The sequence below is a fragment of the Gordonia sp. LUNF6 genome, from assembly GCF_047041125.1.
Classification (GTDB): Bacteria; Actinomycetota; Actinomycetes; order Mycobacteriales; family Mycobacteriaceae; genus Gordonia; species Gordonia sihwensis.
On the sequence record NZ_CP178181.1, the window covers coordinates 428329 to 441063 of the forward strand.

Annotated in this window: 12 protein-coding genes; 6 read left to right on the plus strand and 6 right to left on the minus strand. The window is 68.3% G+C overall.

The window, feature by feature from the left end:
• Nucleotides 1–44 precede the first annotated feature (44 nt).
• The gene (locus ACK8HH_RS01970; RefSeq protein ID WP_006897004.1) at nucleotides 45–695 is read right to left on the minus strand and encodes a LysE/ArgO family amino acid transporter; all 651 of its coding nucleotides are present in this window, start codon (nucleotides 693–695) and stop codon (nucleotides 45–47) included.
• A gap of 43 nt (nucleotides 696–738) precedes the next feature.
• On the opposite strand from ACK8HH_RS01970, the gene ACK8HH_RS01975 reads away from it, so the two are divergent.
• On the plus strand, nucleotides 739–1695 hold the full coding sequence (locus ACK8HH_RS01975; protein ID WP_006897003.1) for a LysR family transcriptional regulator ArgP: 957 nt from the start codon (nucleotides 739–741) through the stop codon (nucleotides 1693–1695).
• Between the two features lie 23 nt (nucleotides 1696–1718).
• Here the strand turns inward: ACK8HH_RS01975 and ACK8HH_RS01980 are convergent, their stop codons facing one another.
• Complete coding sequence (locus ACK8HH_RS01980; RefSeq protein WP_006897002.1) at nucleotides 1719–3011, minus strand: acetyl-CoA C-acetyltransferase; 1293 nt, start codon at nucleotides 3009–3011, stop codon at nucleotides 1719–1721.
• Between the two features lie 139 nt (nucleotides 3012–3150).
• Here ACK8HH_RS01980 and ACK8HH_RS01985 point away from each other — a divergent pair, with 139 nt between their 5' ends.
• Nucleotides 3151–3825 carry a DUF998 domain-containing protein gene (locus ACK8HH_RS01985; RefSeq protein ID WP_062366204.1) on the plus strand — a complete coding sequence of 225 codons (675 nt, stop codon included), beginning with the start codon at nucleotides 3151–3153 and terminating at the stop codon, nucleotides 3823–3825.
• Here the strand turns inward: ACK8HH_RS01985 and ACK8HH_RS01990 are convergent.
• Together ACK8HH_RS01990 and ACK8HH_RS01995 are read right to left on the minus strand one after the other, a co-directional pair.
• Complete coding sequence (locus ACK8HH_RS01990) at nucleotides 3822–4805, minus strand: hypothetical protein (RefSeq protein WP_006897000.1); 984 nt, start codon at nucleotides 4803–4805, stop codon at nucleotides 3822–3824. The genes ACK8HH_RS01985 and ACK8HH_RS01990 overlap by 4 nt on opposite strands.
• Nucleotides 4806–4954: 149 nt before the next feature.
• Complete coding sequence (locus tag ACK8HH_RS01995) at nucleotides 4955–6034, minus strand: metallophosphoesterase (protein WP_006896999.1); 1080 nt, start codon at nucleotides 6032–6034, stop codon at nucleotides 4955–4957.
• Nucleotides 6035–6196: 162 nt separating this feature from the next.
• Between ACK8HH_RS01995 and ACK8HH_RS02000 the strand changes: the two genes are divergently transcribed.
• From ACK8HH_RS02000 to ACK8HH_RS02010, 3 genes are all read left to right on the plus strand, one after another.
• On the plus strand, nucleotides 6197–7831 hold the full coding sequence (locus ACK8HH_RS02000) for an alkaline phosphatase D family protein (protein WP_006896998.1): 1635 nt from the start codon (nucleotides 6197–6199) through the stop codon (nucleotides 7829–7831).
• Nucleotides 7832–7921: 90 nt separating this feature from the next.
• The gene (locus tag ACK8HH_RS02005) at nucleotides 7922–8806 is read left to right on the plus strand and encodes an SPFH domain-containing protein (RefSeq protein ID WP_006896997.1); all 885 of its coding nucleotides are present in this window, start codon (nucleotides 7922–7924) and stop codon (nucleotides 8804–8806) included.
• Nucleotides 8806–8991, plus strand: coding sequence for a toxin-antitoxin system HicB family antitoxin (locus ACK8HH_RS02010; protein ID WP_006896996.1), 186 nt, complete (start codon nucleotides 8806–8808; stop codon nucleotides 8989–8991). The genes ACK8HH_RS02005 and ACK8HH_RS02010 overlap by 1 nt, the downstream gene beginning before the upstream one ends.
• Nucleotides 8992–8998: 7 nt before the next feature.
• Here ACK8HH_RS02010 and ACK8HH_RS02015 read toward each other — a convergent pair whose 3' ends face one another.
• Both ACK8HH_RS02015 and ACK8HH_RS02020 read right to left on the minus strand, forming a co-directional pair.
• Nucleotides 8999–10330, minus strand: a complete 1332-nt coding sequence (locus ACK8HH_RS02015) for a family 1 glycosylhydrolase (protein WP_412475707.1) — start codon at nucleotides 10328–10330, stop codon at nucleotides 8999–9001.
• A gap of 90 nt (nucleotides 10331–10420) precedes the next feature.
• Nucleotides 10421–11938 (minus strand): DUF222 domain-containing protein, encoded by a 1518-nt coding sequence (locus tag ACK8HH_RS02020; protein WP_412475495.1) that lies wholly within the window; start codon nucleotides 11936–11938, stop codon nucleotides 10421–10423.
• 157 nt (nucleotides 11939–12095) lie between these two features.
• Between ACK8HH_RS02020 and ACK8HH_RS02025 the strand changes: the two genes are divergently transcribed.
• Nucleotides 12096–12665: a TIGR03086 family metal-binding protein gene (locus ACK8HH_RS02025; RefSeq protein ID WP_039867662.1), complete on the plus strand. Its 570-nt coding sequence runs from the start codon at nucleotides 12096–12098 to the stop codon at nucleotides 12663–12665.
• Nucleotides 12666–12735 lie beyond the last annotated feature (70 nt).

The window sequence follows — 12735 nt, forward strand, 5'->3', positions numbered from 1 at the left end:
GGGGAGAGGTGTACAGCGACGTCGTCTGGCGCGCTGCGTGCGACTCAGGCTCCGGCGATCAGCATCACGCCGAGAGCGGCCATCACGGCGGCGATCGCGGTGTCGAGGACGCGCCACGCGCGCGCAGAGGCGAACACCGGCGCCATCCGCCGGGCGCCGAGGCCCAGCATCAGAAACCAGATCAGGGATGCCGTGCATGCGCCGATCGTGAACGACCACTTGGCGCCGCCGTGACTGTTGGCGATCGATCCGAGGGTGAGAACCGTGTCGAGGTAAGTGTGGGGGTTGAGCCAGGTCAGAGCGAGTGCGGTGCCCAGTGCAGCCCACAGCCCCACGGTCCGTCCGGAGCCGGAGTGCGCGGGTCCGGAGCCAGGGCGAAGAGCGCGCCGCGCGGCGAGGGCGGCCAAGACGAGCAAGTAGCCGCCGCCGACGAACTCAGCGATCGCGACGGCGCTCGGATGAGCGGAGACCAAGGCGCCGAGCCCCGCCGTTCCCGCGCTGATCAGGACGATGTCGGAGACCACGCAGACCGCGATCACCGGGAGTACGTAGGCACCACTCACGCCTTGCCGGATGACATAGATGTTCTGCGGTCCGATCGCGATGATGAGGCCGGCGCCGGTCACGAGGCCGGCGAGCGCGGCGAGAAGGTACGTGCTGATCACGTGAGTCCACGCTAGGAACGTCGACCTCATTAGTCCAACAAATGATTCTTAGTAAAGATTAGAATGACTTAATATGGAGTTTCCGGTTGAAGGACTCGTGACGCTGGCCACCGTCCTCCGTGAGGGCACATTCGAGGCGGCGGCGGCATCGCTGCACGTCACGCCGTCCGCGGTGAGCCAGCGGATCAAGGCGCTGGAGCAGTCGGTGGGGAGAGTGCTGGTGCGCCGCACCAAGCCCGCGACGCCGACCGTCGACGGCGAGGTGCTCGCCCGGCTCGGCGAACAGTGGGAGGTCCTGGTGGCCGAGGCCCGGGGCGCGCTGATCGGGACCGCGCCGGAGTTCGACGGCGACCCAAGGCATCTGCCGCGGGTGGAGCTGTCGATCGCCTGCAACGCCGACTCGTTGGCGACGTGGTTCCTTCCGGTGCTCGCCGAACTCCACCGCGAGCACGCCGTCTCGATCGACGTCAACCGTGACGACGAGTCGATCACCACCGCGCTGCTTCGGTCGGGCGACGTGATCGGGGCCGTCACCTCCGACCCGGTCGGTGTGCGGGGCTGCGAGACCATCGAACTCGGTTCCCTGCGGTACTTCGCGGTCGCTTCGCCGGAGTTCATCGAGTACTGGCTGCCCCACGGCGTACGGGCCCGAGACATGCGCTACGCGCCGATGGTGATGTTCGACAGCAACGACCATTTGCAGATCAAAACGCTGAAACAGCTCGTCGCCGAACCGATCTCACCGCCCGTCCACTACATTCCGGCGGCCGCGGAGTACCGGCGGGCCATCGCCGCCGGCATCGGTTGGGGAGCGGTTCCCGAAGTGGATCTCGACGACGAGCACACCGGGCGAGACCTGGTGAAACTGTCGCAGACGCCGGTCGACGTACCGCTGTTCTGGCAGTACTGGAAGCTGCGGTCGCCGGCCGTGACCGCGCTCACCGAGATCATCGTCGCGCACGCGCGGGCCGGCCTGGTGCCACGCCGTCGCGCGACCGCCGTGCAGGCCCGCCCGTCGGGCAGCCGCTGAGCGCGTCCGCCGACCGCGGTCGGTCAGCCGGCCGATTCCAGAATCATGGTGACGGCCATGCCGCTGCCCGCGCAGATCGAGACCAGCGCGCGCGAGCCCGGTTGGGAGGCGAGGAGTTTGGCGACCGTTGCGACGATGCGGCCGCCGGTGGCGCCGAAGGGATGACCGGTGGCCAGCGAGCCGCCGCACACATTGAGGCGGCTGCGGTCGATCTCGCCGAGTGCCCGGTCGCGGCCCAGAGCCGTCCGGCAGAACTCATCGTCGTTCCAGGCGGCCAGCGTCGAGAGCACCTGAGAGGCGAATGCCTCGTGGATCTCGTAGAAGTCGAAGTCCTGCAGGGCGAGGCCGTTGCGGCGCAGCAGTTCGTCGACCGCGTACACCGGCGCCATCAGCACGCCCTGCGTCTTCGGGTCGCCGTCCACGTAGTCGACCGCCCAGCTCTGTGCGTCCACCAGCCGGGCGAGCGGGGTCAGATCGCGGCTCTGCGCCCACGCGGCCGTGCCCATCAGGACCGACGACGCCCCGTCGGTCAGCGTGGTCGAGTTCGCCGGCGTCATCGTGCCGTCGGGCCCGCCGAAACACGGTGCGAGCGCCGCGACCCGTTCGGCGGTCAGACCGCGTCGCAGGTTGTCGTCCTCGGCGAGCCCGGCGAACGGGGTCAGCAGGTCGTCGAAGAATCCGTCGTCGTAGGCCCGCGCCAGATTGTGGTGGGAGTCGAGCGCGATGCGGTCCTGGTCGGCGCGAGTGACGTTCCACGCCGCGCCGGTCACCGCCTGGGCGGCACCGGGAACGAGGTTGGTTCGGCGCTCGGCGGGGCTGGGGACGTCGAAGTCCAATGACAGCGGGATCTGCACGGCCTCGCGCAGGCGGTCGGGGAGGCTGCGGGCAGCGTTGACCCGGACGAGCCGGTTGCGCAGCCGAGGACCGAATCCGATCGGCGGATCGGAGGTGGTGTCGGCACCGCATGCGACGCCGGACTCGATCTGGCTGCACGCGATCTTGTTCGCGATGTGAACCACGGCCTGGCCTCCGGTGGCGCACTGCTGCTGCACGTCCACGGTGGGAGTAGCCCGCGACAGCGGGGTGTCGAGAAGGCTTTCGCGGGTGAGGCTGTGGTCGCGGGCGAGCTTGACGACAGCGCCGCCGGCCACCCCGCCCAGGCGTACGTCGTGGAGACCGAAGCGGTCGACGAGGCCGTTCAACGCGGCGGTGAGCATCGTCTGGTTCGTCTCGCCCAGGTAGGCGCCGTTGGAACGAGCGAAGGGGATCCGGTTACCGCCCAGGACATAGACGTTCTGGAGTTCGCGAGGTGACATGGTCCAGAAAGCTACCATCAGCCGATGTAAACGTTCGAGGGGCCGTCGACGGGACTCGGCGCGAACCGGTCGGGCGCCGACCTCGGTAGACTCCGACGTCGTGCACGGATTACGAGCCAGATCCGCCTTCGTCGGCGCGATGCTGGTGTTGGCGGGGGTCTGCTACTCGTCGTGGGTGCTCGACCTGTTCCTGCATTCCGGACTCGATCCGATGCGCTCGTTCCTGTCCGAGCTCGACAGCGGCCACATGCCGCACCGCGATGTCTACGTGACTGGCGACGTGCTGACCGGGGTCTTCTCGCTGCTCGCCGCGTTCGGCCTCGGTTGGCCGCCGTCGCTGGTGCGCAACAGGTTCTCGATCACCGCCGCGGTGGCGATCGGCGCGTTCGGTGCGTCGACCATCGCCGACGCGCTGATGCCGATCGAGTGTCTGGCCGGTCGCGACCCGGGGTGCCCATCCGAGTCACGCGGCCTGCTGCCGCAGTTGCAGCACGTTCACGCCCTCACGAGCTCGCTCGCGGTGTTCGCGATCTTCGTGGCGATGGTCGCGGCGTCATTGGCGGCCTGGCGGCGGGGCGACTGGGCGTGGCTGCGTTACGGGGGCGGTCTGGTCTTCGCCGTCGTCGTGCTCGCGACCGTCTGGATGCTGGCCGCCGACCGGCTCGGCGGCGACTACCGGCTGGGACTGGCCCAGCGGATCCAGGTCGGCGGGATGAGCCTGTGGCTGGCGTTCTGGGGCGTCGCGATCGCCCGGTGGGGACGCGGCGCGCGTGCCGCCTCCGCGAACTCGGCGGACGACGGCACCGCAGGCTAACGGCCCTTGGGTCGCGTCTCGCCGCGCAGCCAGGCCGGGATGTCGGTCTCCAGTCGCGGCCGGGCGGGATCCATCACGACGCGGACCACATCGCTGTTCAGGCGCGGCACCATCCGCGCACCGAGGAGATCGTGCACCGCGTCCGGAACGTCGACCACCGAGCCGACCACACCGACGAGGTCGCCGAGTGATTCGCCGAAGGGATTCACCAGGCTCACGTCGAGCGGGTTCTTGACCGAGAGAGCGATCGGGCCGTCGTCGTGCTGCGTCCGCTGGAACAGGAATCCCACGCTGGTGCAGGAGTCGGTCACCGAGTTTCCGGAGCGGACCTCGGCGGTGCCGAAGGCCGCCGTACAGATCGCGCCGTTGCCGGGCCCCTTGCCACTGCTCGCCGAGGTGACCCCGCCGAACGCCGTGGTCGTCGTGGTGCGTCCGCGGGCGTCGGCGGTGCTGAAGGCGAGTGCCGCGGGGAGGGCGGTGGCCTCGGCGCGCGCGCCCGTCACCGTTGCCACCGCCACGGAGGCTCCGAGCACCGTCGCATTGGCCGAGGCCTTTCCGCCGAGGAGACCGGCGGCGACACCGAGGCTCAGCACATTGGCGAGCGAATGCGCCTCACCGCCGGTGACCGCGATCGCGGCGGTGATCCCGCCGCCCGCGATGGAGGCCTTGGTCGGCAGTGCCGGACCGACGGCGATCGCCTGGTTGAGGTCCCGCAGGATCGGTTCCTGACCGAACAGGCGGAGCAACCCGTCACCCAGTGCCGCCGTGACCGGTGCCGCCCGTTTGCAGTCGGCGGTGATCGGGATCAGGACGTTGCCGTTGATCGGATTGCGGATGCTCGCATCGGCCGATTCACCGGGTGCGCATGTCGCCGATACCCCCGGAGTCGACGCCGCGTGCGCCGGTGCCGCTGACGCGCCTGCGGCGACGATGGCCACGGCGGAGGCGGCCAGGATCCGTCGAGTCGTGAGCTTGGACATCTGAAGCCTCCCCTGGTCGGCGACCCGCGACGAGATGCGACGAACGACTGAGATGGATTGCTTGAAACTAGCGCCGTCAGTCGGTCGGGGGAGGGGTTTTCAGCGAAAAGTCCGATGGATCGGGACTGTGCGGTGTAGGTACTTCGACGTCAGCGTCGGTACGTCGTCGTGAAGGCCTCCGTCGGCCCGGACGCGTTCGCGGCCACTTCGTGGGCCGTCAGAACCACCGATGTGGAATCGATCGCGAGCGTCATGAATCCGCGGTCGCGGTAGTTCTCGTACTTGGCCCGGAAGCGGCCGGCGGAGCGGCCGTTCACCGACTTCGCCGCGGCCCCGGACACGATCTGGCGCGTGCCCTTGAGTCCGGAGACGTTCTCGAGGACCTGCTGGCTGTGATCGTGTCCGGAGAACAGGAAGTGCGCGCGGCCCGCGACGTGCTTCTCGATGAACCGCTTCATCTCCACGCCGTTCAGCGGGGCCGGGAGGCCGTCGAAGTCGCCTGCCGGCCCGTGTGGTCCGTTGTTCGCGTACGGGTGATGGGTGCAGACGATCTTCCAAGGTGCAGTCGAAGTCCGCAGCGCGCGGTCGAGCCATGCCGCCTGGCGCGTCATGTAGTGGCCGCCGGGCTCCCACTCGGGGGACAGGAAGGGCGGAATGTAGGCGGCGAGGGGGTTCATGTCGAGGACGAAGACGTCGGCGACGCCGAGCGGGACGCTGTAATAGCGCGCGGGCATGTACCAGCGGCGGGAGCGCCGGTGGTAGGCCACCTCGGCGTCGCCGCGCAGCAGCCAGCCGCCGTCGCCGGGGAACACGGCGGTGTTGTCGTGATTGCCGAGCGTCATCAGCCACGGGAAGTCGAGACCGGCGTTCGGCTTCTCGAACTTGGTGGTGAATTGATGGTCGTCCGGGCCCTTCGGGCCGGTCTCGTAGATGTTGTCGCCGAGACCGAGGGCGAGGTCGAACGGAGTGGTCGCGTGGATCCTCCGAGCGGCGGCGGTTACCGCGTACTGGGGCTTCTCGCCGGTGCCCGCGTCGCCGGTCACCAGGACGTGGAGGCTTGACGCCTTCGACGGGAGGGGGAAGCGGGACGCCGCGGAGGCGGTTCCGGCTCCCCGGGCGGTGGATCCCAGTGCTCCGAGGCCGGCGGCCGCGCCGGTGGCGGCGGCGCCCGCGAGGAAGGTGCGTCGATTGAGGCCGCGGCGGTGCGGCTGGGGGCTGTTGTCGGTCATGGGCGTGATGGTTCCACGTCTACGTGAACGAAAGGTGTTCGATTCCAGCACTATTCGCCATGTCGGCGCCGACTTGCGTTTACTGACGAGTAACCTGTCTCTGCCAGCCTTCTCGCGATGTCTGAGAAACGAACCTCCCTCCCAGTCTCCCGGCGTGCCTTCATGGGCGCCGCCGGGGCCGGCGCGCTGGCCCTCGGTGTTCCCTCTGTCGTCGCGGCGGGTGACGCCCGGGGCGCGCCCGGCCCGCGGGCGGCGTTCCAGCACGGAGTGGCCTCCGGCGATCCGCTGCCGAACGGTGTCATCCTCTGGACGCGCGTCACTCCGACCGCGGAGGCGACGCCCGGCTCCGGACGCGGGCCGTCGTCGAATCTGGTCTGGGAGATGTCGGCGGACGAGCACTTCGGATCGACGGTCGCCTCGGGCTCGGTCACCACCGACGCCTCACGCGATCACACGGTGAAGGTCGACGTCGGCGGACTCGCGCCGGCCCGCGTCTACTGGTACCGGTTCCGGGTCACCGGAGGGCCGGCTGCGGGCGCCGTGTCGCCGGTCGGCCGCACCAAGACCGCGCCCGCCACCGACGCCGATGTCGCGAAGGCTCGCTTCGGAGTCGTGAGCTGCTCCAACTGGGAGGCGGGCTATTTCGCTGCCTATCGGCACCTGGCCCAGCGGACGGAGCTCGACGCCGTCATTCATCTCGGTGATTACATCTACGAGTACGGCGCAGGCGAATACGGCGGGAAGAACGGCCCGGTGCGGATCCACCGCCCGGCGCACGACATCGTCTCGCTGGCGGACTACCGCATCCGACACGGCCAGTACAAGACCGACCCCGACCTGCAGCAACTGCATCGCGCGCTCCCGTTCATCGCGACCTGGGACGATCACGAGACCGCCGACAACTCGTATCGCTCGGGGGCGGAGAATCACGATCCCGCCAGGCAGGGGTCGTGGGCGGCACGAAAGGCCAACGCGGACAAGGCGTATTACGAGTGGATGCCGGTTCGGCCGGTCGTCTCGGCGAACAACCGGCACATCTACCGGCGATTGCGTTACGGCAGGCTGCTCGAGTTGTCGATGCTCGATCTGCGGACCTATCGGGACCGCGAGGCGTCGAGGTTCAGCAAGCAGTCCGACGCCGGCGCCACCACGATCACCGGTCGTGCGCAGATGGAGTGGGTCACCGGCGGCATCGTCACCTCCACCACCCGATGGCAGCTCATCGGCAACTCCGTGATGATCTCGCCGGTGCTGTTGCCGCCGCTGAACCCGGACACGACCAAGGCGATCACCGATCTGATCGGTGTTCCGGAGAACGGCGTGCCCTTCAACACCGACCAGTGGGACGGTTATACGAAGGATCGGGCGCGACTGCTCGACGCCGCCGACCGCGCGGGCAAGAAGAATCTGGTGTTCCTCACCGGCGACATCCACATGTCGTGGGCCAATGAGATTCCGCGCAAGCCCGCCGACTATCCGGGCGCGGGCACACTCGGCACGGAGTTCGTGGTGACCTCGGTGACGTCGAACAATCTCGACGACATGGTGAAGGCGCCCGAGCACACGGTCGGGAACGCCGCCGCGGCCGCCATCACGGCGACGAATCGGCACGCCCGCTGGGTCGACACGGACGCCCACGGGTACGGGGTGCTGACCGTCGATCCCGCAGCGGCCCAGATGGACTGGTACTCGCTCAACGACCGCGCCGACCGGCACACCGGCGAGTATCACGCGCAGTCGTGGAAGGTGCGCTCCGGAACCCGCCGCATGACCAAGGTCTCCGGCCCGGCGAGCTGACTCATGCGATCAGCCGTGCCGCTGATAGCTCAGTGATATCATCCTGCTAGTGGTGGACGACCGGTCCGCCGTCGACGGGAGGGTGTCGCTGTGGACTTTCGGAATGCATGGCGGACCAACGGGTTCATCGGTCTGCTCGGATCGCTGGTGGTGGTGATCGCCTGCGTGGTGGCGGTGATCGCGACCATCGCAGCGGTGTCGGACGGGGCGTCGCCCGCGCTCATCGTCGTCACCGTGCTCGCGGTGATCGTGGGCTTCGCGGCCCTGCTGACGATGACCGGTCTGACGACGGTCAGCCCCAACGAGGCCAAGGTGCTGCAGTTCTTCGGCCGCTACATCGGTTCGGTGAGCGACGCGGGCTTCTTCCTCGTGACGCCGCTGACCGATCGCCGGACCATCTCGCTGCGTATCCGCAACTTCGAGACTCAGAAGCTCAAGGTCAACGATGCGGACGGCAATCCGGTCGAGATCGCGGCGGTGGTGGTCTATCGCGTCGTCGACAGTTTCAAGGCGGCGTTCGCGGTCGACGACTACGAGGAGTACGTCGCCATCCAGTCGGAGGCGGCGGTACGTCATCTGGCTACGAGCTATCCGTACGACTCGCATCAGACCGACACCATCAGCCTGCGCGACGGTGCCACCATCGCGGAGGAGATGACCGTCGAACTGCGTGAGCGCACCCAGATGGCGGGCATCGAGATCATCGAGGCTCGGATCACGCACCTGGCCTACGCGCCCGAGATCGCGCAGGCGATGCTCGTCCGACAGCAGGCCGCGCAGGTGGTGGCGGCGCGTCAGCAGATCGTCGAGGGTGCGGTGGGGATGGTCGGTCTCGCGCTCGACCGGCTCGCCGAACAGGGCGTCGTCGAGCTGGACGAGGAGCGTCGCGCGGCGATGGTCTCGAATCTGCTGGTGGTGCTGTGCGGTGACCGTGCCACGCAGCCGGTGGTCAACGCGGGAACCCTGTACGCCTGATGACCGAGCAGTCGGGCGCTTCCCGTCCGGCGAAGCGCGAGCAGAAGAAGGTGCTGCTGCGGCTGGACCCGGACGTGCATGCGGCGATCGCCAAATGGGCGGCGGACGACCTGCGCAGCGTCAACGGTCAGCTCGAGTACGCGCTTCGGTTGGCACTGAAGCAGGCCGGGCGGTGGCCGGATTGAGTGCCGGTCATCGTGCGGGCATCAGGCAGCTGGCCGGGGCTGCCACCAGTGAGCACACGGTCGCGGGACGGGTCGGCCGGTAGCGCGGCCCGACGCCGCCCTCGGCGGTGATGCCACGGAAGGCGGTCACGGCGTCGGTGGGGATCCGCCGGAGCGTGGGATCGGTCTTGACGTTCACGGTGTAGAGACCGAATCTCGGTGTGTAGCTGCCCCATTCGTAGTTGTCGGTGAGACTCCAGTAGTTCATGCCGATCACCGGGAGTCCGTCGCGGCGGGCGCGCTGGATCCAGTAGACGAGGTCGCGGAGATGGTCGGCGCGCCGGTACCCGTCCGGCCGGGGCTTGCCGTTCTCGGTGGCCATGCCAGCCTCCACGACGTAGAGCGGCTTGCCCGGGAAGCGGTGCGCCATGTCGCGGAGCGCGTAGTACACGCCGTCGGTCGCCGCCGACGCCTTCCAGAACTCGCTCGTCGCGGCGTACACGGCCGTGGGGTCGGTCGGGGAGATGGAGTAGTAGTAATCGAGTCCGACGTAGTCGAGCTGGTTGCGGATGCGGTTGAGGAAGGCCTGGTCGAGGCCGGGCTCGATGGTCGGAATGTAGGCGACATTGGAGCTGACCTGGGCGCCAGGGTCTTTGGCGTGAATGTATCGGTAGATGGTCTGGTGGGCCTTGACGAGTCTGTCGACCATCAGCGTCACCGATTTCTTCGGTATGCCGCCGTATTGGACCTCTTTCAGGACGTACGCGGCCGGTTCGTTGATCGTGATCCAGAGCGGGTGGTACTTGGCGTAGCGGTCGACGACGATCCGGTTGTGCCGCAGCCAGGCGTCGAGGGTGCCGGGGTCGGACCATCCGCCGCGGTCGGCGATCCAACCCGGGTACACCCAGTGGTCGAGGGTGATCATCGGCCGCATTCCCGCGGCGACGATGGTGCGCACGACGTCGTCGTAGTAGTCGAGTTCTCGTGCAGCCAGGTGGCCGGGGCGCGGTTCGATGCGGGCCCATTCGATGCCGATGCGGTAGACCTTGGCGCCGAGGCTCTTCGCCAGCGCTATGTCTGATGCGTAGCGATGCCGGAAATCGACGGACGTCCCGATCGGATCGTCCGTCGCACCCTTCGCGATGTAGCGAGTCCAGTTGCTGTCGGGGGAGTCGCCTTCGGACTGGAAACCGGAGGAGGCGACACCCCAGAGGAACGTGGATGGCAGTGAGCCGGCCGGCTTGGCCTCGGCGGAGGCGGTGAGACTGGACGGAATCGCCGGGGTCAGTGCGGCACTCAACGCGAGCGCGAGGGCGAGAGCCGCAGCCAGGAGCAGAGCAGGATTGACTCGGACCGACATGGCGCGACGGCGCGACGGAGCCCCTCCCATGAGTGTGACGATAGTCTCATTTCGGGGGAAGTGGCTGCATTCGCGGTCCCGCGCGCCCGATCAGGCCGCGTGGTGCGGACGGGATCCGGCTCTCGGCTGTGCGGGTTGCGTCTGCGGAGGTGGCTGGGGGAGTTCTCGTGGGTGCAGGTGCCGTGCTTGTCCGGCGTGGTGGATGGGGTTGAGGCGCCAGGGTTGGTCGGTGGTGGCTGGTCGCCAGGCCGTGCGTCCGGCGTCGGGCCCGTCGGTGAGGGTGGTGGTTTCCCATTGTCCGCGGTTGGTGCCGACGGCGCGGTTGTGGCGTCCGCAGGCGGCGCCGAGGGCGTCGATGTCGGTGCGTCCGGCTGGGGTGATCCAGTCCGGTGCGTGGTGGGCTTGGGTTTGGGCGAAGGGTCGGTCGCAGCCGGGTGCGGTGCAGCCGCGGTCGCGGGCGAACAACGCCAACCGCTGCGCTTTACTGGCGAACCGTGCCGCGCGGCCCTGGTAGAGGACTTCGCTGGTGTGATTCCGGAAGACGGCCAGATGCGGCACAGCCTCGGCGGCGAGCCGGACGAGTTCACCGATCGGGATGCGGGTGCCGGTGGCGGTCAGGGCGATTCCGGCGTGGGCGGCGAGTTCCTGGTCGGTGACGGTGATGACGAGTTCGGCTGGTATCCGGTTCGGTGCTCCGAGTCCGCCGTGGGCGAGAACGTAGTCGCACAGGGCCAGCAGTGCGTCGTGTGTGCGCTGAGCGGCGCTGCGCAGATCCCGGCCCCGCGCCGCCGCCAGAGCCTCGGCGTCGATGCCGTCGGCGTCGATGGTTCCGGTAGGTGAGTCGGGGTCGGCGGGGTTGTTCATGCCGGGTGCGGCCCAGGCGGTCAAGATCACCTCGAACTTCGCCCGCAACTCCGGAGTCATCGCGCCGCGGACTTTGCTCATGAGTTGTCGGTCTTGCGGGAGGATGGTGATTCCGCGTTGGCGTTGCCGGTCGACGTGATCGCTTTCCTGCCCGTCGGGGTCCAGGTGAGCGAGCAGTCGGTCACCGACCTTGCCCAGATCATCGGGGTTCAACCCGGCCGCAGCGTGAGCGAGTTCGGCCTCCGCGCGGGCTTTGACCTCCGGCGAGATGCAGCCGGGCACTTTCGCCAAAACGGCCGAGATCACCAGTGCGTGTTCTGCGCCGATGGTTCCCTTGCCGACCGCGGCGGCGGTCGCCGGCTTGCGCGGCGGCAGAGTCTGCCCTTGGAAGTTGGAGAACTCGCCGATGGTCTCGGCCATCCGCAGCCGCCGGCCGGCTTCGCGGGTTCCGAGCCGCAGCCCTTGAGAGAGGTATTGGTGCGGATTCAGATAGCCCGCGGTGCGGTGGGCGTTGCGGTCGGAGACCTCCACCAGCAGCGCAGCGGAGATGCCGTCCCAGCGTCGGCGAATCCGTTCGGCGGTCTGCGTGTGGGCCAGCAGTTCCGGTTCGGTCTCCGGCGACAGGGAGGTCTCGGCGAGTTTGACCGCCGCGGCATCGATCAGTGCCAGTAGTTCGGCGGGCCGCTCCGGCAGCGCACCGGTGGCGACGACAGTCGCGATCGAATCGGTGATCGGATCGGTCATCGCTGCCACCTCCCCCGAGTGTTTCAGCTGGTCACGCCATGTTTTCTTGACTACCTGAACGCTATCACTCAGGTCCGACAAAACTGGTCCGCGAGCGGGCGGTGGAGATGTCGGAAATCTTCAAGACCTCGGGAGTGTGTGGTCGTACCGTCGAATCATGGAAACGTCCACTGCCCTGAACCAGACCCTGAAGAGCCTCGCCGACGTTCTCGACGGTGCCTCAGACACTCCGCTCGACGCTCCGACTCCATGCAGCGAGTTCGACTTTCAGACGTTGCGGGCCCACGTCGTGGGGTGGTTGACCGCGTTCACCGACGGGTTCACCTCAGACGACCATCTCTGCAGTGATCCGGGCGCGGTGTCTGTGGCCGGCACCGGCGGCGACCAGGTACGGGAGCTCGCCGAACGACTCGACGTCGTGCTGCCGGAGGCCGCCGCCGAACCGCTCCGAATCGGAGAGTCCGCGATGCCCGGAGACATGGCTCTGTCGATGATGTTGTGGGAGTACCAGGTTCACGGTTGGGACCTGGCTCGCGCGGCCGGGAGACCCTGGGCGCCCGCCGACAGCGCGCTGGAGGCTTCGCTCGAGTTCGCGCCCGGGATGCTCACCCCGGACTTCCAGGGCGAGGGCAAGGCATTCGCGGCTAGCGTGCCGGTTCCTGAGACCGCCCCGCCGCTCGACAGGCTCGTCGGGTTGTCGGGCCGTGATCCGCACTGGACGGCCTGACGGAAGCCGTCACACCTGACGGCTTCCGGAGCGTCGGTCACTGCGAGTCGACGGCGGTTTGCTAGTCTTG